This window comes from Streptomyces beigongshangae, from assembly GCF_019710745.1.
Lineage (GTDB): Bacteria > Actinomycetota > Actinomycetes > Streptomycetales > Streptomycetaceae > Streptomyces > Streptomyces beigongshangae.
This window is the reverse complement of record NZ_JAHKJW010000037.1, coordinates 52,838-71,704: the sequence shown is the minus strand read 5'-3', so window position 1 is coordinate 71,704 and position 18,867 is coordinate 52,838. Positions and strand designations below refer to the sequence as shown.

The window sequence follows — 18,867 nt, the reverse complement described above, 5'->3', positions numbered from 1 at the left end:
GCGTGACCAGCCCTCACCGGGGTTCACGCCGCGTTGAACCGCCACTGCTGGCAGGTGTTGTCCAGCCAGCTCCACTGGCGGACGTCCGCGCCGTCGGCCGCGGAGCAGTCGGCCACATCGGCGACCTTCCCGGTGGCCTGGTTCACGATCCGTACGTGACCCCCGCTCGTGGTCAGGAACCGGAACCGCTGGCACGTGTTGTCGAGCCACGCCCACTGCCGCAGGTCCGCCCCGTCCGCGGCGGAGCAGTCCGCCGTGTCCAGCACCTTCCCGGAGGCCACGTTCACCAGCCGGCTGGTGTCGTCGCCCCGGTCCTCCACCCGCCACTTCTGGTGGTTCCCGCCGTTGCAGGCGTACTGCTGGACGTTGGCCCCGTCGGCGGCCGAACCACCCGCCACCTCCAGGCACTTGCCGCTGTTGCGGTTGGTCAGCGTGTACGTCGTCGAGGTGGCCGACGGCTCCCCCGACGGCCCGGCCATGCCCGTGCCGAGCGCGACCGGCGTGCCGAGGTTCGGTGACCCGTCCGCGTTCCACGTGAACTTCTGCGCCCGCGTGGTCCGCCCGTTGTCGCAGCCCTCGCTCGCGCCGTCGTTGGCGTGGTAGACGATCCAGCTCTCGCTCCCGTCGGGCGAGGTGAAGAAGCCGTTGTGCCCGGGCCCGTACACCCCGGCGGCGTCGTTGCGCTGGAAGACCGGTGTGGACTTCTTCGTCCAGGAGGACGCGGAGAGCGGGTTCGAGCCGGTCAGCGTCAGCTGCCCGAGCTTGTAGTCGGGCGTCCAGCACCCGCTCGCCGAGTAGACGATCCGCGTCACCCCGCCCCGCCGGAGCACTTCGGGCCCCTCGTTCACCGTCCCGCCCGACCTCTCCCAGTCGTACGTGGGCGTGGAGATCGTCGAGAAGGAGCCGCTGACCGTGTAGGGGTTGGACATGGGGGCGATGACGAGGTTCTGCGTGCCGCCGTTCGCGCTGCCCAGCAGGTACAGCCGCCCGTTCACATCGAGCACGCTCGGGTCCAGCATCCAGGAGCTGTTGAGCTGGTTCCGGTAGGTGTACGGGCCCATCGGGTCGGAGCCCGAGCTCTCCAGGACGTGGGTGCGCTGGGTCGGGTTGTAGTCGGAGACGTTCTGCCCGGCCACGAAGTAGAGGTACCACCGGCCGCCGGAGTAGAAGAGCTCGGGCGCCCAGATGTTGCAGCAGCGCGAGGCCGCGTCGCCCTTCCACACCTGCACACTGGGCGCGGTCGCGAGCCCGGCCAGCGTCGGCGACCTCCGCATGGTGATGACGTCGGTCCAGCTCGTCGTCACCAGGTAGTAGTTGCCGTCGTGGTACGAGATCCAGGGGTCGGCGCCCTTCACCGACTTGACCGGGTTGGCGAAGGTCGCCGCGCTCGCCGGCGGCTGCCCGAGCGACAGGGCGAGCAGGAGCGCGGCCAGCAGGGTCAGTAGGCGACGGGCCATCCGCTGCTCCAGTTCAGGAGGTTGATGCCGAGTTTGGGGGTGCCGTTGTCCTGGCCGTCGTAGTAGTGGTAGACGATCAGGTCGCCGTCCACGTCCGCCAGGATCGACTGGCCGCCGGGGCCGATGTACCGGCCGTGCGACTCCAGCACGGGCGTACCGCCGTTGTTCGTCATGGCGACGCCGTTCCTGTCGTAGTAGGGCCCGGTGACGCTGGTGGCCCGGCCGACCTTGACCTTGTAGGTGGAGCCGGTGCCGGCGCAGCAGGTGTCGTACGAGGCGAACAGGTAGTAGTAGCCGTTGCGCTTGACCACGGACGGCGCCTCGACGGCCTTGGTGCCGGTCGGGCGGGACGCGATCGAGTGGCGCGTGGTGTCGGAGGAGAGCTGCTTGCCGGTCGACGGGTTGAGCTGGATCATCTTCAGCCCGGTCCACCAGCTGCCGAAGGACAGCCACCACCTGCCGTCGCCGTCCACGAAGAGGTTCGGGTCGATGGCGTTGTAGTCGCTGGAGGCGGTGGACGAGTAGACGACGCCCTGGTCGCTCCAGGAGCCGGGCTGCCCGGTCGCCGAGGTGGCGAGACCGATGGCCGACTTGTTCGAGCCGAAGGTCGAGACGGCGTAGTACATCAGGTACCTGCCGCCCTGGTACGAGATGTCGGGGGCCCACGCCTCGGTCGCGTACCCCGACCACCAGGCCGGTTTGGCGCCGAAGGCGTCGGCGCCCGCGCTGAAGGCGGTCCGGTCGCCCGACCGCTTGCTGCTGATGCCGCCGCCGGTGGCGTACAGCAGGTACTGGCCGGACGAGGTGCGGATCATCGTCGGGTCGTGCACGACGGTCGAGCCGGTGACGACGCCCGGGTTCGGGTACGCGGAGGCGGTGGTGGGGACGAGGGCGAGCAGGACCGCCGCGGGGAGGGCGAGGAGGGCCGTCCTGCGGGTCTTCCGGGTCCTGCGGGTCCTGCTGGAGGTGCGGCTCACGCGGTTCCTCCTACGGATGGGGGTGGGATGGGGCGCCTGGGGATCGAAGGCTCACCCGTGCGGACGTTCGACATCACGAACACTGGTCATGTCTTCGAACGAGAACGTAGACGGGAACGTAGAATCGAACCTTCCGCGCGTCAACGGTTCACACAGCACCTCGCGCCCCGAGAGGCGTCGAAAGTTTTTCGGCGCCCCGGCTGTCCCACAACAGACTTGACGCTCCGTCACTTTGCCCGACGCACAGCACTTCGACAGCTTCCGCCTCTACGGTGCCGTGTTCATGACAGACAATTCGATCGGACGACGAACCCTGCTCATCGCCACGGGCGCCACCGCGGCGACCCTGGCCGTGGGAGCCACGGCCCAGCAGCCCCCCACCGCCGCCGACCAGGTCCCGGCAGCCGCCGCGGCCGTCTGCACCCTCACGAAGGAGCTGACCGAAGGCCCCTACTACCTGGACGGACAGCTGGTCCGCGCCGACATCGGCGAGGACAAGACCGGCATTCCGCTGAAGCTCACGCTCACCGTCGTCGACGACGACACCTGTGCCCCGCTCGGCAACGCGCTGGTGGAGCTCTGGCACTGCGACGCGCTCGGCGAGTACTCCGGTTTCGTCGGCGGGAACGGGCACGACGAGCCGGACAACGGCACGTTCCTGCGCGGCGGTGTCCTGACCGGCTCCGACGGCGTCGCGCGGATCACCAGCGTCTACCCCGGCTGGTACCGGGGCCGCTGCGTCCACATCCACGTCAAGGTGCACACCGGCGTCACGCTGACCCCGGACGGCTCCTTCGAGGGCGGCCGGGAACTGCACACCGGGCAGCTCTTCTTCGACGAGACCGTCACCAGGAGGGTGGCGGCGGTGCCCGTGTACGCGGCCAACACGGTGCCCCGTACGACCCTCGCGCAGGACGGCATCTACGACGACGGGGGCGCGGCCTCGGGACTGCTGACCCTGACGGCGCTGGGCGGTTCGGCGAGCGCGGGTTACGCGGGCGCCCTGACGCTGGGAATCGAGACGAGCTGATCTCCTGACCCGCGCGTTCCGCCTGCGGGCCCGCGGTGGCCGGTCGCGCGGTGAGGACCCGGCCGAACCCCGCGGCTGCGGCCACGGCTCAGGACGCGCACGCCACGCGCGTCCACCACCCTGACAGGACGGCGCGCACTAGGGTGCCGCTGTCGGACGGTGGTCGCGGTCGCGGGAGGGGTGAGTGGGCGGTGGAGGTGCCAGGGCACGGGGAGGGTGTCGGCGAACTGCTGCGGCTCGTACGGCGGCGGGGCGGTCCGGCCGAGGTGCTGGAGCTGCTCGGCCGGCGGACCGGGGCGCAGGCCGCGTGGATCGGGCGCGGGGGCCTGGTCGAAGCGGCCACGGCCGGTTTCCCGCGGCGGTCGGTGGGCGCGCTGGCGGAGCACGTGGAGCGCCTGGCGAGCGGGCGGCTGGCCGCGGCCACGACCCGGATCGGTGAGCTGGAGGCACGCCTGGAGGCGTTCGGGGGCCGCGAGCCGCGTCCGGTGCTGGTGACGCTCAGCGCGTCGCCGCTGTCGCGGGAGGCGGCCGCGCTGACCTCGCAGGCGGGCGGTGTCGCCGACCTGCTGAGCCGGGCGTCGGACGCCGACGACGGCACACAGGGGTACGAGGCGAAGGCGGCGCAGCTGCGGTTCGCGGTGCTGACCGCGCTGCTGGCCGGGGACGTCACCATGGCGCGGCGGATGACCACCGGTGACGTCCCGCCGCTGCTGGACGCGGAGCGCGTACGGGTCCATCTCCTGCACTGCCCGCCCGCCGACCGCGACCGGCTGACCAGGACCTACCTGGACCCGTCGGGCTACCACGGCCCGGGGCTGATGGTGAACTGCCCGGTGTTCAGGGAGCAGTTGATATGCCCCGTCGCCGAGGACCCCGGACTCGGCGGCCGGTTCCACCAGGGCGAGGTGCTGCGCCGGCTCGTCCGGGAGAACCCCGGGTACGCGCTGGGCGTCAGCAGGCCCCACCCGCTCGCCGCCACGGCCGAGGCCTACGGCGAGGCCGTGCACGCCCTCGCCGTGGCCCGCAACTCCCCCGGCCGGCTGGCCGCCTACCGGGGACAGCCCTCGCTGGTCCACGTACTGCCCCGCCGGGCGGCCCTCGCCTGGGCGCACGCCCATCTGGAACCGCTGCGGACCGTCCCCAAACCCACCGTGGACGTCGTCCGCCTGGCGGTGACGTTCTCCCGGTCCGGCGTGGCCCGCCTGCTGCACCTCAGCCGCACCACCGTCACGGCCCACTGCCGCCGGGCGGAGGAGGCACTGGGCATCGACCTCGGCGAGGTCCGCACCCGCGCCACGCTCGACCTGGCCCTGTCCCTCACCGCGCTCTCCCCCGAGTCCGCCGACCCCGGCCGGACCGACCCCGGCCGGACCGGCACCGGCCGACCGGTCGCGCCACCGCTCGGCGACCTGCTCCGCGCCCCCTCCGCCACGGCATGGGCGGAGCCTTTCCTGCGCCCTCTGCTCGACGCCGGGCACCGTGATCTGCGCCGCACCGTGGAGGCATGGATCGAGGCCAACACCGACGCCCGGCGAACGGCCGCGCACGTGGGCCTGAGCCGCAACACGGTCCGCGCCCGTCTGCGCACCGCCGAACGCCTCCTCAACCGCGATCTGCTGACCACCGGTTCGGGCATCCACGACGTCGTGCACGCCCTGCGCGTGACGGCTGCGCAGCGTGCACAACCAGCGGCCGGATCTGGTCGGCGTGCACGGTGGTCGCCGGCGGACATCGCCTCCTAACGTACGGAGTGCGAGCACGCGGCGAATGGCCCACGGGGGAGGTCATTCGCCGCGGCCCGCCCGGCTGGGACCGGGCGATTTTGGGACGGGTCGCGTTCCGCCCGCCGGTCAGCCCGACGTACCGGCGAACATGCCGGGTTCGTACGAGCCCCCCGGGTTGTGCACGATCACGTTCATCCGGGTGGCCGCGTTGATCAGGGAGACCAGGCAGACCAGCGCACCGAGCTGGTCGTCGTCGTAGTGCCCGCGCACCTCGGCCCAGGTCCCGTCGGACACGCCGTGGTCGCCGAGCCGGGTGCCCTCCTCGGCGAGCGCCAGCGCGGCCCGCTCGGCCTCGGTGAACACGGTGCTGTGCCGCCAGGCGGCGACCAGGTTGAGCCGGAGCGCGGACTCACCGGCGGCCGCGGCCTCCGTGGTGTGGACGTCGACGCAGAACCCGCAGCCGTTGATCTGACCGACCCGCAGCTCGACCAGCTCCCGCAGTGCCTTGGGCAGCGTGGATCCCTCCAGGGCCAGCGAGGTGGTGTGGAACCGCTTGGCGACCTTCGCGGCGGTCGGGCTGTCGAACAGGTTGAAACGAGGTTCCATGACGTCGTCCTCACTCGTGGTGTCACATGCTGCTGCTCTGGACGAACACAGGACGCCGACGGTCAGGTCCTCGTGACGGCGCGGTGAGGTGGCGTGCGTCACCGGTCGCGGGTGTCACAAAACGGTGTGGCCCGGCGTCTGGTGCACGGTGCAGTCGGAAACGAACGAGCAGGAGCCGGCGATGAACGACGGAACCATGAACCATCGGACGAGGGACACATCCGGACCGGCCGCTCGGCGTGACCGTACGGACAGCGTCACCCGGGCGTTCGTCGCCCACCGCAACCTGCTGTTCACCGTCGCCTACGAGATGCTCGGCTCGGCCGCCGACGCCGAGGACGTCCTGCAGGAGACCTGGTTGCGGTGGGCGGACGTCGATCCCGGCATCGTGCGGGACCAGCGTGCGTACCTGGTCCGGATCACCACCCGGCAGGCGCTGAGTCAGCTGCGTACGCTCGGCCGGCGCAAGGAGTCCTACGTCGGGCCCTGGCTGCCCGAGCCGCTGCTGACCGCGCCCGACGTGGCCGAGGACGTCGAGCTGGCCGACAGCGTCTCGATGGCGATGCTGCTGGTGCTGGAAACGCTCGGGCCGACCGAGCGGGCGGTGTTCGTGCTGCGCGAGGTGTTCGACCTCGGGTACGACCAGATCGCCGAGGCCGTCGGCAAGAGCCCGGCCGCGGTCCGCCAGATCGCCTGCCGGGCGCGGACCCACGTCGCCGCGCGCCGGCCGCGCGGGGTCGCTTCCGCCGCCGAGACCCGCCGCACCGTCGAGGCGTTCCGGTGGGCGGTCGAGACGGGCGACCTGCAGCGTCTGCTCGACGTCCTCGCGCCGGACGTCGTCCTGCTGACCGACGGTGGCGGAGTCGTACGGGCCGCGCCGGCGCCCGTCGTGGGGGCCGGCCGGGTGGCCCAGGTGCTGGGCGGGATCGCCGCCGTGATGTCGCTGCACCCGATCCAGGTCAACGGCGATCCGGCGCTGATCGTCCGGCTGGGCGGCGAGATCGACACCGTCATGGCGATGCGCGTCGACGACGGCCTCGTCACCGGGCTCTACGCGGTGCGCAACCCCGAGAAACTGTCGCGTCTGGAACGGGTGACCCCTCTGCGCCGCTGAGTCCGGTCGCATACGGACGCTGCCGCATGTGGTGCGGTGCCACGAGTCGCTCCGGCGTGCGGTCATGGCCGACGACCGGTGGGTGGTAAATGATTCACCCGTGATCAGCACGACTCCATGAAGTTCGGCTCCCGGAGCCCGAACTTCATGACCGAGTGGCACCGGCGGTACCGCGGGGAGGAGTGGCCCTGTCGTCCGCGCCTGTCCGCGCACGAGTGACAGGGCCTGCGGTGGAGGCGTCCTCCAGGGGTCATCGGGTTCTGAACCGGCGGAAGAGGTCGCGGGCCACGTACACCCCCGGGCCGCCGAAGCCGACGATGTCGACGCGCCCGTCACCGGTGATGTCGGCGAGGAAGCGGGGGTGGTGGTCGACCCGCCAGGCGCCGGCGTCGTCGTTGTGGCCGAAGCCGCGGCAGACCAGCTGGGCCTGCTCGAACCGGCCGTCTCCGCGGTTGTGCGAGACCCAGACGCCTTCGTCGCCGAAGCCGACGATGTCGGGGTTGCCGTCGCCGGTGACGTCTGCGAGGGACCGGAGGTGCTTCTTCCTCGTCCATCCCTGGGCGAGCCCGAAGTCGTTCAGGACGAGCCGGGAGGGTTCGAACGTGCCGTCGCCGCGCCCGCGCGCGACGACTGCGCCCTGCGGGCCGAACCCGACGATGTCCACGGCTCCGCCACCGGTGGTCGCGACCAGGAACCGGGGGTGTTCCTCGACCGTGCCCCACCCCTGGTCGACGCCGAAGTCGTCGAGGATGTACAGGGGTTCGGCGAATGCGCCCTCCTCGTCCTGGAGCGACACCCAGACGCCGTCGTCGTGGCAGCCGACGATGTCGGCGCGGCCGTCACCGGTCGTGTCGGCGAGGAAGCGGGGGTGCCTGTCGGCACGCCAGCCACCCGCCTTCTCGTCGTGGCCGAATGCCCGGAGGACCGGTTCGCCGGCGAGGGGGGCGAACTTGCCTTCTTCGTCCTGGAGCGAGACCCGCACGCCGTCGTCGTGGAAACCGGCGATGTCGAGCCTGCCGCTACCGGTCGTGTCGGCGAGGAAGCGGGGGTGCCTGTCGGCACGCCACCCGCCGGCCTGCTGGCCGTGTCCGAACGCCTTGAGGACCGGCTCGCCGGCCGGGGACGCGAACGTCCCGTCCTCGGCCTGCAAGGACACCCGGACGCCGTCGGCGCAGAGCACGACGGCGTCGGGCCTGCCGTCGCCGGTCGTGTCCGCGAGGGTCCACAGGTCCTTGGGGCTCGGGGAGCTCCCGGGCGGACACAGGACGCGCTCGTCCTCCTCGAAGGTGCCGTCGCCACGGCTTGAGGCCGTCACCACCCCCTTCGCGGGTTTGAGCCCGACGAGGTCCGCTCGGCCTGTTCCCGTGGTGTCGGCGAGGAACCGGTCACCGAGCCCGCCCCACCAGCCCGGTTGCCCGCCGGGAGAACGGGGGGCTCCGGTGCTCTTCCACCCGCCGGCGTCCTGGTCGCCGCCGAACCGTTCGAGGACGAGCAGCATGTCGCTGAAGGAGGGTGCCGCCCCGGGTACCGGCCGCAGCGCGGCCGAGCGGGTCAGCCGCCAGGAGCGGCGGCCGTTCCAGTGGCTCAGCGGCGACCAGCGCAGCACGGGGTCGCCGGTGCGCTCGGGTTCGGCCGTCACGAACCGCCAGCGCTGGGTTTCCGCGCTGTCGTCGTGCTCGCGCAGGACGACCCGGGTGTCGTCCGTGCCCGGGTCGTCGAGGTCGAGAACGGCGCCGTCGGTCGCGCCTTCGATGAAGTAGAGGCCGGCTTCGCCCTCGACGGGGACGAGGTGCCACTGCTGGTCCTTCTTGCCGGCTGCGGCGTTCCACCGGCGGACACCGCGGTCCGCGGCGGCGGGGTCGTCGAGCACCTTGCCGCAGACCGCGTCGCGGATCACATACGCCTGGTCGTCCTGTCCTTGCGCGGCCTGTACGGGGGTGAACTGCCACTGCTCCGGGTCCGGGCCGCCCGCGGGGAAATCGCGGACGACGAGCGCCCCGTCCGCACCCGGCACGGCCCTGGCGCCGAGGGGCTGCCCCGTGGCGGCGTTGACGATCCGGAGCTTCAGTTCTTGCGTGGGCACGGGCATCGTGCTGCCTCTTCCAGGCTGTGCGGGCGTGGGCCCGGGACGGGTGCGGTACGGCGGTGGTGGCGGATCACGTGAAGACGTGGTGGTAGGGGACGCTCCACTCGTTGGGCAGCCGCGGGTAGAACGTGTTGATGACCGTCCCGGTGAAGTCCCCGCCCCAGTTGTAGGTGAGCCGCACCTCGCTGTCGGCCGCCACCGCGTGGTCCTTGAACCCGAGGATGGCGTCGGGGTGGGTGATCGGCACGAACGTGATCCCGCCCCACGGCGTCACCGTGACCACCCAGAGCTGGGTGTCCTCGGGCGCGCCGTTCTTCCCCCGCCACTTGTCGCCGACCTTGTCGGGCAGGCCGACCTGGACGGCGTCGGCCGTGCTCCTGGGGGCGTCCTGGTGGACGGTGACGCGCCGGCGCTGCGGCTTGGGCACACCGTCGTCACCACGCCCGGCGTCGCCTGCACCTGCACCTGCGGTGGTGGGTGCGCCGGAGGGCTTGGGCGGCACCTGGCCCGCGGCGCTCTCGATGAAGTACAGCGGTCGCTGCCCGAAGAAGCCGGCGGGGGTGATGTGCCAGAGGTGCCCCTGCGCCTCCTTCGTCGCCGGGTCCAGCGTGGTGGCCAGCTTGACCCCCTTGTCGTGGCTGTCCTCCTTCAGCTCGGCCGGACGCAGGTAGCCGCCGTTGAAGGCGTGGACGAGCATGACCGGCCGGTTCTCGACCAGCGCGGCCACGATCGCGTTGTCGTAGCTGTTGACCGCCACCGGGCCGCCGACCACCAGATTCGACATCGCCGTGCGTTCTTGGGTGTACATCGCGGAAACCTCACCTGTTCTGGATGGGGAGAACAATTCGCCGGGCACCGAGCGCAATTACCTACCGCGCCGCATTAGCGACAAGAGACCGCGGGAAGATTTTTTGAATGTCACCGGCGGAGTGGTCGACAGCGCCTCAACTTACCTTTGCACTCTCTCAGTTGAGACCAGCCGACGAACCTTGTTCACTCGAATGAGTGCGATGCACACAGACGCCTTCCCCGGAAATTCGGGCCCTGCTAGCTTCAATTTCCACAATGCGCGCAGATCACTGTTTCCATTTGACCGAGTGCGGTTCCGCCGGATCAGCCGAGGATGGGAAATGCCTTCCACCGCGTACAACCTGGAACGGGTCAGGCGTCAGCCGCTGACGAAGAAAAACCTGCGGGAACTCGACATCGAACGGACCTGGCAGTCGATCCTGAACCACCCCAACCTGGTCCACACCGACAACAACGGCGTGCAGCACAGGCCCGTCGGGTTCTCCATCAACAAGCTGAGCTTCGGTGATTTCCCCGGATCCGCGTTCGACCGGGGCTGGCTCGGCTACATGACCCTCGGGGAGCCGCTGATCGAGGAACGGTGCGACATCGCCCAGCCCCCGCCCGACACGTTCTCCTCGCGCGTCTACGTCAACCGCAGCCGCACAACCAAGATGACCTTCACCGACTCGGTGGATTTCACCGTGTCGAACGGGGTGACGTGGTCGCTCCACGGGGACGCCAAGCTCACCTTCGGCGGCAGCGTCGGCGCGCAGCTCCAGTTGCAGCTGCAGAACCAGCTCAAGCTGGACCTCCAGACCCAGCTCGGAACACAGCTGCGCAATGACACGGCGAACAAGAACGCCAACACGGTGACCAACAAGAACAGCAAGGACAGCGTCGGCGTGGACAACGCCAACGCCACCGAAACGGCCGCGACGAACTCCATGGGAAACTCCGCGTCGAACTCGGTGACGAGCTCGGTCGCGTTCACCACCCAGGGCAGTGCCGGCGGCAACGCGTCGCTCAACGCGCAGCTGGCCCTCGGTATCGCCGCCACCGTCGGCGGCTCCCTGACCACCAGCTGGACCTCGAAATCGCAGATCTCCGGCGACGTCTCCCCGGACTCCCGCGTGGAGACCATCGCCACGCAGCGACGCAGCCACAAGCACTACACCTACGAGATTCCGGTGACCTTCTCCGGCTTTCTCGCAGTGAAGTACGCCGTGCCGGTGGCGGTCCTTTCTCCCCCGCAGCCCGGAAACCTCCCCGGCCTGGACCAGGTGGTCGCCCGCGACATCGGCGACATCGATCTGGCGGGCGGCGCCGGCTTCCGCATGAAGGGACTGGCCGAGGTCGTGTCCGCCCTGGACGTCCACCACACGATGTTCGACAACGAGAGCCTGACCTACAGCCAGCGGGCGCTGTACAAGGACATCTGACCGGGTGGCGGCACCGCCACCACGACCAAGGGTGATGACCATGGTGTTCGACAACATCTTCGACTTCGCGAAAAACAGCGCAGGGCTCTTCTCCGTGAACACCCAGGACGTCGGAGTGCGGCCGAGTGCGGACCTCGACGTCTTCGAGGACGCCGAGGACGGCACATACGACGACAGGAGCACGAGTCTGCTCCCCAACGCGATCCATGGGGCCTCCTCCCGGGCGAAAGTCGTGCGGGAGGAGGCCCCGGAAGCACGGGTCGTCCTGGGCTTTCTCGGCTCCTTCATCCGGACCACCCAGGCATCGGCCACCGCACAGGCCCAGCACCCCCATGCCGGCTCGGTGTCCACGGCTGCGTCCGCCGGCATGCAGGAGTCCAGCAAGACGGTGAAGCAGGACGGCGGCCTGCAAAAGGACGCAGACCTGGAGGGCAGGCCGAGGAAGAGCGACTTCACCAAGCCCCCCAGGACTCCGGAAACACCCAAGGCGCCGGAAGCCCCGAAGGCGCCCAAGGCGACCGCCGAGAACCCGCCCAGATCCCAGTAGCACCGGGATTCACGAGGGGGGCAGGGGCGGGACCGCCCCTGCCCCCCTCGTGCGTCACCCGGGCAGCAGCTGCCACTGCCGCGCCCGGTGGTCCCCCTCCGACCCGTCCTGCTTGATCACCGCACGGGCGTTGGTGTCGACCCGCAGCAGCAGACCGCTGTTGTGGTTCGCGATCTCGTACACCCGCGGGGTGCCGGTCCCCGAGCCCACCGGGACCAGGCGCCACTGCTGGTGGCGCGCCTCGGCACCCTCGCAGGTGCGCTGCGCCACGACCGCCCCGGACCTCTCCTGCGCTCCGACGACCTCCAGGACCTTGCCGCTGCGTACGTTCTCGATCCGGTACAGGATGTCGCCGTCGTCCCGGCCCGCCGGGACCAGGCGCCACCGCTGGTGGTCCCTGGGGACGGCGAGCGACTGGTGGACCTCGGCCCCGTCCTTGGTGGACTCGCTCACGACCGCCATCCGCAGCCTGCTCCGGACGTTGGCCCAGAAGACCACCGTGCCCGAATCGGGCAGCCCGGCCATCTTCACCGACGCGACCTTCCGCACCCGGTTGTTGGCGTAGTCGGCGATGTAGAGGGTGTCGACGCAGTCCACGGCGAGCCCGTGCGGGCTCTTCAGCTGGGCTTTGACGGCCGGGCCGTCGTCACCTTCGGGTCCCGCGGTGCCCGTGCCGGCGACCGTGCCGATCGTCCCATCGGCTGCGACCTCGCGGACCCGGTGGTTGTTGGTGTCGGCGATGTAGAGGGTGTCGGTGCTGTCCACCACCACCCCCATCGGCGAGCTCAGCGGGGCCGAGACGGCCTGGACGCCGTCACGGACATAGGTCGCGGTGCCTGTGCCGGCGACCGTGCTGATCTTCTGATCGGCCTTCGTGACCTTCCGGACCCGGTGGTTGCCGTGATCGGCGATGTAGAGATCGCCGGCGCTGTCCACCGCCACCGCGGTGGGATTCCTCAGTTGGGCGGCGGTGGCGAGGGTACCGTCAGGAGCCAGGCCGGCGGAGCTCGTGCCGACGACTGTGCTGATCTTCCCGTCGGCCTTGGTGATCTTCCGGATCCGGTGGTTGTTGTAGTCGGCGATGTAGAGGTCACCGGCGCTGTCCACCGCCACCCCCATCGGGTGGTTCAGATGGGCGGCGGTGGCGGCGAGGCCGTCGCCCCCGTAGGTCGCGGCGCCTGTGCCGGCGACCGTGTGGATCTTCCCGTCGGCCTTGGTGATCTTCCGGATCCGGTTGTTGCCGGAATCGGCGATGTAGAGGTCCCCCGCGCTGTCCACGATGATCCCGCGCGGGGTGTGCAGCGGAGCCGAGACGGCAGGGACCCCCTCCGCCCCGCGTCCTGCGCTCCCCGTCCCCGCGACCGTGCTGCTCTGGCCGTCCGTCGTGACCTTCCGGATCCGGTGACCGCCGTATTCGGAGAGGTAAAGGGTCCCGTCGCGGTCCACCGCGACGCCGTACGGGCCGGTCAGCTGAGCCGAACGAGCAGGTTCCTTGTCCCCTCTGGGCGCCCCCGCGGTACCGGTCCCCGCGAACGTGCCGATCGGACGGGCGGAGTCGCCGTCACCTGCAACTCCCGCTTGAGCAGTGCTCATCTTCATTCCCTCACCGTTCACCGGCCGCCTGCCACAGGCGGTCGTTGGTCGACCCCGGAAGTCACAGAGGTGATGCGGGCGCACGGTCATACGGCGTGACCCGCCGCCCGCCGGCCGAACACCTGGGCGGTGTGCCGGACGGCGTGGTCGGAGCCGTGGAAGAAGGCCGCCGGGTGTCCGCCCGGTGCGCCGCGCGGCCGTCCGCAGGGCGTGGGGGTCACCGGGCCCCAGGACATCCCCGGCGTCGAAGGAGCCGTCCGACGGTTCCTTCATGCCCTCCCCTCCCGTTTCACCCCCAGCACCCCACCGGGGTCATCACCTCGTGCACACGATCAACTACCCTCCGGAATCGTTCGGCAGGCCGGCTTCCGGCCCCATGACGGAGCGTCAGTTGCAGCCGGAAGCCCGCGTGTTCCTCAACGCACCCCTTCACAGCGCCCCTCACCACCCGTACGAGCTGCGAGTGCCGCAGCGCAGCCGGGTCAGACCAGGCGGATCACGTTCCAGGACAGCGGCTCCAGGGTGGCGGTCAGCGTGCCGTCCTGGAGCCTGGTTCCCGCCGCCTCGTGCGGCAGGACCCGTTCCGGTTCCTCCAGGGTGTTGCGGGCGTCCGGGTCGGCGTCCGCCAGGACGCTGTGTCCGACGACGGTCGTCAGGCCGAGGGCGCTGAGCGACACCTCCAGCGGCAGCGCGCCGGTCCGGTCGCGGTTGACGGCGAAGACGGTGACGGAGCCGTCCTCACCGCGCACGGCGGTGGCGTGCAGCAGGTCCGTCTCGCCGTACTTCGCCGTCCCGTACGTCGGTGAGTCCACGCGTACGTCGAGGACCTGGCCCCGCCCGTACCGCGATGCCTGCGCGAACGGGAAGAAGGTCGTCTGGCGCCAGGCCGGGCCGCCCGGTTCGGTCATGATCGGGGCGATGACGTTGACGAGCTGGGCGAGGCATGCGACGGCCACCCGGTCCGCGTGCCGCAGCAGCGCGACGATCAGCGAGCCGAAGACGACGGCGTCGGTGACGCTGTAGCTGTCCTCCAGCAGGCGCGGGGCCTCCGGCCAGTCCAGCGGGTCACGTTCGGCCTCCTCCTCCTGGAACCGTGACATGTACCAGACGTTCCACTCGTCGAAGGAGAGGTTGATCCGCTTCTTCGACTTCAGGCGCGCACCGACGTGGTCGCAGGTGGCGACCACGTTCTCGATGAAGGACTCCATGTCGACGGCGGAGGCGAGGAAGGAGTCGACGTCGCCGTCGAGCGGCTCGTAGTACGCGTGCAGGGAGATGTGGTCGACGAGGTCGTACGTCTCCTTCAGGACCGTCGCCTCCCACTCGGCGAAGGTCTCCATGGACTGGCCGGAGGAGCCGCAGGCGACGAGTTCGACGCCCGGGTCGATCTGGCGCATCGCGCGGGCGGTCTCGGCGGCGAGGCGGCCGTACTCCCCGGCGGTCTTGTGCCCGGTCTGCCAGGGTCCGTCCATCTCGTTGCCGAGGCACCACAGCCGGATGCCGAAGGGGTCCTTGTCGCCGTGGGCGGCGCGGAGGTCGGACAGGGCGGTGCCCGAGGGGTGGTTGGCGTACTCCTGGAGTTCCAGGGCCTCGGCGACGCCCCTGGTGCCGAGGTTGACGGCCATCATGGGCTCCGCCCGCGGGCCGAGCTTCCGCAGGAACGCGATGTACTCGGAGAGGCCGAAGCGGTTCGTCTCCGTCGAACGCCAGGCGAGGTCCAGGCGGCGGGGGCGGTCCTCGGCGGGGCCGACCGAGTCCTCCCACCTGTAGCCGGAGACGAAGTTGCCGCCGGGGTAGCGGACGGTGGTGACGCCGAGTTCCCGCACCAGGCCGAGGACGTCCTGGCGCAGGCCCGCCTCGTCGGCGGTGGGGTGGCCGGGCTCGTATATGCCGGTGTAGACGCACCGGCCGAGGTGTTCCACGAACGAGCCGAAGAGGCGGGGGTTCACCTCTCCGATCGTGAAGGCGGGGTCGAGGGTGAAGCGGGCCGTGTCGTTGCGCATGGGTGCCTTGTTCGCCTTTCGGGTGGGGTGGCTCGGGGTTCGTCGGCGGGTGCGGGTGTGTGGGGGTTGCTCGCGCAGTTCCCCGCGCCCCTTGAAGGGCGCCCCTTGAAGGGGCCTACTGGCCGGCCAGGCCCGTGTGGGCCACTCCCGCCACTATCTGGCGCTGGAAGAAGACGAAGACGACGATCAGGGGGAGACCCGCCATCAGGCCGCCGGCCATGAGTTGGGCCCACTGGATGCCGTAGGAGTTCATGACGGTCGCGATGCCGTTCGGCATGGTCATCAGGTCGGGGTTGTTGGTCACCATGTACGGCCACAGGAAGTTGTTCCAGGACGCGATGAAGGTGAAGATGCCGACCGCCGCGAGGGAGGGGCGGGAGAGCGGGAGCACGATGGTGAAGAAGACCCGCCAGCGGCCCGCGCCGTCGATGAAGGCGGCCTCCTCCAGTTCGCGCGGGATGCCCTGGAAGAACTTGTAGAGGATGTAGACCATCGCGGCGGGCGCGCACTGCGGCAGGATCATGCCCCAGTAGGTGTCGACCATCCCCATCTGCTGGACGGTGGTGAAGAGGGGGACGCCGAGGACCGCGGGCGAGACCATCAGGCCGGTCATGACCACGCCCAGCAGGACGCCCTTGCCGCGGAACTCCGTGCGGGCGAAGCCGTATCCGGCGAGCGCGCTCACGCTCAGCACCACGGCCGTCACGCACACCGAGACCACCAGCGAGTTGACGAACCAGTTGGTGATGTTGCCGGTCTCGAAGACGGCCCGCCACGCCTGGGTCGTCCACTCGTCCGGCAGCCAGTGCGTCGGCACCTCGACGGCCTCGGTCTCCGACTTGAGCGAGGTGAACAGGGCCCAGGCGAGCGGCGCCAGGAACACCGTGGAGACGGCGGCGCCGAGCAGGGTGAGCACGATCTGGCCGGGGGTCCAGGGCCTGCGGGCGGCCCTCCCGCGTGCTGCCCTGCCCGCTGTCCTGCGGGCCGTCCCGCGGGGGCCGGCGGGTGTCTGTGCGGCGGTGCTCATCGGCCGCCCTCCTCACGGTTGCGCAGCAGCCACATCCGCGCGAGGGCGACGGCCGCGATGATCACGAAGAAGATGACGGAGATCGCGGAGGCGTAGCCGACGCGGTAGCTGGTGAAGCCCTCTTCGAGGGTGTACTGCACGAAGGTGCGCGTGGAGCCCTCCGGTCCCGGCAGGAAGTCCATCATCACCACGGCCTGGTCGAAGACCTGGAGCGAGGCGAGGATCTGCAGGGCGACGACGAGGCCGGTGATGTGCCGCAGCATCGGCAGGGTGATGCGGACCATGCGGTGCCAGGCGTTCGCGCCGTCCAGCTTGGCCGCCTCGTAGAGGTGCGCGGGGATGCCCTGGAGGGCGGCGAGGTAGAGCAGGAAGCTGAAGCCGACCGTCCACCACAGGGTGCAGACGACCACGGCGAGCATGGCGTACGACTTGTCGGTCAGCCACGCCGTCTCGATGCCGAGGACGTGTTCGACCATGCCGGTGCCGGGGTTGAACAGCCACTGCCACAGGTTGGCGGCGACGGTGGACGGCAGCAGGAACGGGGCGAAGAAGCACAGCCGCCACAGCCACCTGCCGCGCTCGATGTGGTGGGCGAGCATCGCGAGGAGGAAGGCGAGGACCGTGATGCAGGGCACCACCAGGAGCGTGAAGTACGCGCTGTGGCCCAGTGATTCCCACACCAGCGGGTCGTCCAGGGCCTCGCGGTAGTTGTCGAGGCCGACGAAGCTCGTGGCGTCGCCGGAGATGTTGGCGTCCGTGAAGCTGAGGTAGACGCCGCGCAGCAGCGGCCAGATCACGAACAGCGCGAACAGCACGAGGAACGGGGCGACGAACCAGGCGCCGTGCTGGAAGCCCTGCCCGCGTCGGACGGCACGGCCGGCCGCGGCCGTTCTCGTGCGCGCCGGGGCGACGACGGTCCGTGCACTGGTCGTCGTCATGCGGCGGCGCCTTTCTGCGCGGCGGTCCGCCCGTCCATGGGGTTCTTCGTGGTGAGCAGTCCGGCGAGCGTGCTCCGCATGCTGCGGGCGGCGGCGTCCGGCCTGGCGGAGCCCAGCGTCGAGGAGACGACGATCGGGCCGACGCGCTGGGCCAGGATGCCGGTGGACCCGGCGAACCACACCTTCGGCTCGGTGGCCTGGTGGTCCATCGCCGAGACGTACTCGCTCTGCGGCTCCAGCTCCTTGTACGCGGCCGTGGAGAGCGTCGGCGTGTACGCGGGGATGTGGCCGCCGGCCGCCCACTGCCGGGCGTGCCGGACGATGTGGGCCGCGAGCCGGTGCGCGCCCTCGTTCGTGTCGCCGCCGCGGCCGGACTGGTGCGGCAGGACGAAGGCGTGCGACTCGGCGTGGGTGGCCTGCTTCCCGAAGACGGGTGGCAGCGGGGTCGCGCCGTACTCGATCTCCGCTCCGTCGAAGACGGGCACCGACCAGTTGCCCTCCCAGACGAAGGGGCCGCCGTTGACGAACTGCTCGGCGCCCGCGCCGCCCGCGAAGCCCGGATCGACGTACCCCTCGGTGAGGTGGCGGCGCAGGAACTCCAGCACCCGGGTGGCCTTGTCGGTGTCGAAGGTGACCTCGGCGGCGTCGTCGTCGAACCAGGTGCCGCCGAGCTGGGTGTAGAAGGCGACGAAGAACCACCACTGGAAGTTCTGGTCGCTGGACCACATGCCGAGGGTCTGCAAGCCCTTCTTCGTGGCCCCCCTGGCCTCCTTGAGAACCCCGAACCACTCGTCGGCGGAGGTGACCGGCACCATCCTGCCGTCGGCGCCGAGGAGGCCGGCCTTCTCCAGCACGTCCTTGCGGTAGAAGCAGAGCTGGACGTGGATGTCGAGCGGGAGGGCGTAGAGCTCCCCGCCGACGACGGCGCGCTTCCACAGCTCGGGGTTGAAGTCCGCCTCCCGCACGCCGTACTTCGCGAGCAGGCCGGTGTCCCAGGGGTCCAGGAGCCGGCCGGGCGAGAAGCCGGTGACGCGGCCCAGGTGCATGACGCCGAGGTCGGGTGCGCGGTTGCCCGCCGCCGCCATGGCGAGCTTGGTGTAGAAGGGGCTGCCCCACTGGAGGGTGGAGTCCTTGACGTCGATGCCGGGGTTCGCCCTCCGGAAGGCGTCCAGCATCGCGATCATGTTGTACCCGTCGCCGCCGCTGAAGAGGTTCCAGTAGCGCACGCGGGTGTCGGCGCCGGAGGCGAGTGCGTCCGCCCCGGTGCCGAGCGCGGCGAATCCGAGGCTTCCCGCGACCGTCAGCCCGCTCAGTCCCGCCAGGAAGTGCCTGCGATCCAGGCCAGGTCGTTCCATACCCTGCCCCATCTGTTCGAGGTGTCTCTGTTCGAGACGGTTCCGTTCACGATGGTTCTGCTCACGATGGCCATGTTCGATATTTCGATTGGCGCTCGTAACTTCGAACGGACCGTAGAGAGGAAGCGCTTTCTCGTCAATGGTTTGCACAAAAACAGCGGCCCCCGTCCGGAGCCGGA

General features: G+C 70.4%; 15 protein-coding genes. 5 read left to right on the top strand and 10 right to left on the bottom strand.

Annotated features, from left to right (window positions below):
• Window positions 1-23: 23 nt before the first annotated feature.
• Complete coding sequence (locus tag KM933_RS26115) at window positions 24-1,457, bottom strand: family 43 glycosylhydrolase (RefSeq protein WP_221356279.1); 1,434 nt, start codon at window positions 1,455-1,457, stop codon at window positions 24-26.
• Window positions 1,439-2,434 carry an arabinan endo-1,5-alpha-L-arabinosidase gene (locus KM933_RS26110; RefSeq protein ID WP_221356277.1) on the bottom strand — a complete coding sequence of 332 codons (996 nt, stop codon included), beginning with the start codon at window positions 2,432-2,434 and terminating at the stop codon, window positions 1,439-1,441. Before KM933_RS26110 ends, KM933_RS26115 begins: the two co-directional genes overlap by 19 nt.
• A gap of 283 nt (window positions 2,435-2,717) precedes the next feature.
• Between KM933_RS26110 and KM933_RS26105 the strand changes: the two genes are divergently transcribed.
• On the top strand, window positions 2,718-3,464 hold the full coding sequence (locus tag KM933_RS26105) for an intradiol ring-cleavage dioxygenase (RefSeq protein ID WP_221356275.1): 747 nt from the start codon (window positions 2,718-2,720) through the stop codon (window positions 3,462-3,464).
• Window positions 3,465-3,655: 191 nt separating this feature from the next.
• Window positions 3,656-5,206, top strand: a complete 1,551-nt coding sequence (locus tag KM933_RS26100; RefSeq protein WP_221356273.1) for a helix-turn-helix domain-containing protein — start codon at window positions 3,656-3,658, stop codon at window positions 5,204-5,206.
• Window positions 5,207-5,314: 108 nt separating this feature from the next.
• Here the strand turns inward: KM933_RS26100 and KM933_RS26095 are convergent, their stop codons facing one another.
• On the bottom strand, window positions 5,315-5,794 hold the full coding sequence (locus KM933_RS26095; protein ID WP_221356272.1) for a carboxymuconolactone decarboxylase family protein: 480 nt from the start codon (window positions 5,792-5,794) through the stop codon (window positions 5,315-5,317).
• Between the two features lie 196 nt (window positions 5,795-5,990).
• On the opposite strand from KM933_RS26095, the gene KM933_RS26090 reads away from it, so the two are divergent.
• The gene (locus KM933_RS26090; protein WP_430727369.1) at window positions 5,991-6,908 is read left to right on the top strand and encodes an RNA polymerase sigma-70 factor; all 918 of its coding nucleotides are present in this window, start codon (window positions 5,991-5,993) and stop codon (window positions 6,906-6,908) included.
• 250 nt (window positions 6,909-7,158) lie between these two features.
• Here the strand turns inward: KM933_RS26090 and KM933_RS26085 are convergent, their stop codons facing one another.
• Complete coding sequence (locus KM933_RS26085) at window positions 7,159-8,997, bottom strand: FG-GAP-like repeat-containing protein (RefSeq protein WP_221356269.1); 1,839 nt, start codon at window positions 8,995-8,997, stop codon at window positions 7,159-7,161.
• A gap of 67 nt (window positions 8,998-9,064) precedes the next feature.
• Window positions 9,065-9,802 carry a hypothetical protein gene (locus KM933_RS26080; RefSeq protein WP_221356268.1) on the bottom strand — a complete coding sequence of 246 codons (738 nt, stop codon included), beginning with the start codon at window positions 9,800-9,802 and terminating at the stop codon, window positions 9,065-9,067.
• Window positions 9,803-10,124: 322 nt separating this feature from the next.
• On the opposite strand from KM933_RS26080, the gene KM933_RS26075 reads away from it, so the two are divergent.
• Together KM933_RS26075 and KM933_RS26070 are read left to right on the top strand one after the other, a co-directional pair.
• A complete protein-coding gene (locus KM933_RS26075) occupies window positions 10,125-11,225 on the top strand; it encodes a hypothetical protein (RefSeq protein ID WP_221356267.1) in 1,101 nt (366 codons plus the stop codon).
• 40 nt (window positions 11,226-11,265) lie between these two features.
• The gene (locus KM933_RS26070) at window positions 11,266-11,772 is read left to right on the top strand and encodes a hypothetical protein (RefSeq protein ID WP_221356266.1); all 507 of its coding nucleotides are present in this window, start codon (window positions 11,266-11,268) and stop codon (window positions 11,770-11,772) included.
• A 54-nt stretch (window positions 11,773-11,826) separates the two neighbouring features.
• On the opposite strand, the gene KM933_RS26065 is transcribed toward KM933_RS26070, so the two are convergent.
• From KM933_RS26065 to KM933_RS26045, 5 genes are all read right to left on the bottom strand, one after another.
• Complete coding sequence (locus KM933_RS26065; RefSeq protein WP_221356265.1) at window positions 11,827-13,365, bottom strand: NHL domain-containing protein; 1,539 nt, start codon at window positions 13,363-13,365, stop codon at window positions 11,827-11,829.
• Window positions 13,366-13,847: 482 nt separating this feature from the next.
• Window positions 13,848-15,368, bottom strand: a complete 1,521-nt coding sequence (gene arfA, locus KM933_RS26060; protein WP_221356264.1) for an arabinosylfuranosidase ArfA — start codon at window positions 15,366-15,368, stop codon at window positions 13,848-13,850.
• 115 nt (window positions 15,369-15,483) lie between these two features.
• Window positions 15,484-16,395 carry a carbohydrate ABC transporter permease gene (locus tag KM933_RS26055; protein WP_260334170.1) on the bottom strand — a complete coding sequence of 304 codons (912 nt, stop codon included), beginning with the start codon at window positions 16,393-16,395 and terminating at the stop codon, window positions 15,484-15,486.
• The gene (locus KM933_RS26050; protein ID WP_221356263.1) at window positions 16,392-17,333 is read right to left on the bottom strand and encodes a carbohydrate ABC transporter permease; all 942 of its coding nucleotides are present in this window, start codon (window positions 17,331-17,333) and stop codon (window positions 16,392-16,394) included. The genes KM933_RS26055 and KM933_RS26050 overlap by 4 nt, the downstream gene beginning before the upstream one ends.
• Window positions 17,330-18,688, bottom strand: coding sequence for an extracellular solute-binding protein (locus KM933_RS26045; protein ID WP_221356262.1), 1,359 nt, complete (start codon window positions 18,686-18,688; stop codon window positions 17,330-17,332). The genes KM933_RS26050 and KM933_RS26045 overlap by 4 nt, the downstream gene beginning before the upstream one ends.
• Window positions 18,689-18,867 lie beyond the last annotated feature (179 nt).

What these genes read in the sequence shown, in the direction of transcription:
- KM933_RS26115 (WP_221356279.1), bottom strand. Translation starts at nt 1,457, where the DNA reads ATGGCCCGTCGCCTACTGACCCTGCTGGCCGCGCTCCTGCTCGCCCTG.
- KM933_RS26090 (WP_430727369.1), top strand. Translation starts at nt 5,991, where the DNA reads ATGAACCATCGGACGAGGGACACATCCGGACCGGCCGCTCGGCGTGAC.
- KM933_RS26045 (WP_221356262.1), bottom strand. Translation starts at nt 18,688, where the DNA reads ATGGAACGACCTGGCCTGGATCGCAGGCACTTCCTGGCGGGACTGAGC.
- KM933_RS26070 (WP_221356266.1), top strand. Translation starts at nt 11,266, where the DNA reads ATGGTGTTCGACAACATCTTCGACTTCGCGAAAAACAGCGCAGGGCTC.
- KM933_RS26055 (WP_260334170.1), bottom strand. Translation starts at nt 16,395, where the DNA reads ATGAGCACCGCCGCACAGACACCCGCCGGCCCCCGCGGGACGGCCCGC.
- KM933_RS26095 (WP_221356272.1), bottom strand. Translation starts at nt 5,794, where the DNA reads ATGGAACCTCGTTTCAACCTGTTCGACAGCCCGACCGCCGCGAAGGTC.
- KM933_RS26075 (WP_221356267.1), top strand. Translation starts at nt 10,125, where the DNA reads ATGCCTTCCACCGCGTACAACCTGGAACGGGTCAGGCGTCAGCCGCTG.
- arfA (WP_221356264.1), bottom strand. Translation starts at nt 15,368, where the DNA reads ATGCGCAACGACACGGCCCGCTTCACCCTCGACCCCGCCTTCACGATC.
- KM933_RS26105 (WP_221356275.1), top strand. Translation starts at nt 2,718, where the DNA reads ATGACAGACAATTCGATCGGACGACGAACCCTGCTCATCGCCACGGGC.
- KM933_RS26050 (WP_221356263.1), bottom strand. Translation starts at nt 17,333, where the DNA reads ATGACGACGACCAGTGCACGGACCGTCGTCGCCCCGGCGCGCACGAGA.
- KM933_RS26080 (WP_221356268.1), bottom strand. Translation starts at nt 9,802, where the DNA reads ATGTACACCCAAGAACGCACGGCGATGTCGAATCTGGTGGTCGGCGGC.
- KM933_RS26085 (WP_221356269.1), bottom strand. Translation starts at nt 8,997, where the DNA reads ATGCCCGTGCCCACGCAAGAACTGAAGCTCCGGATCGTCAACGCCGCC.
- KM933_RS26065 (WP_221356265.1), bottom strand. Translation starts at nt 13,365, where the DNA reads ATGAGCACTGCTCAAGCGGGAGTTGCAGGTGACGGCGACTCCGCCCGT.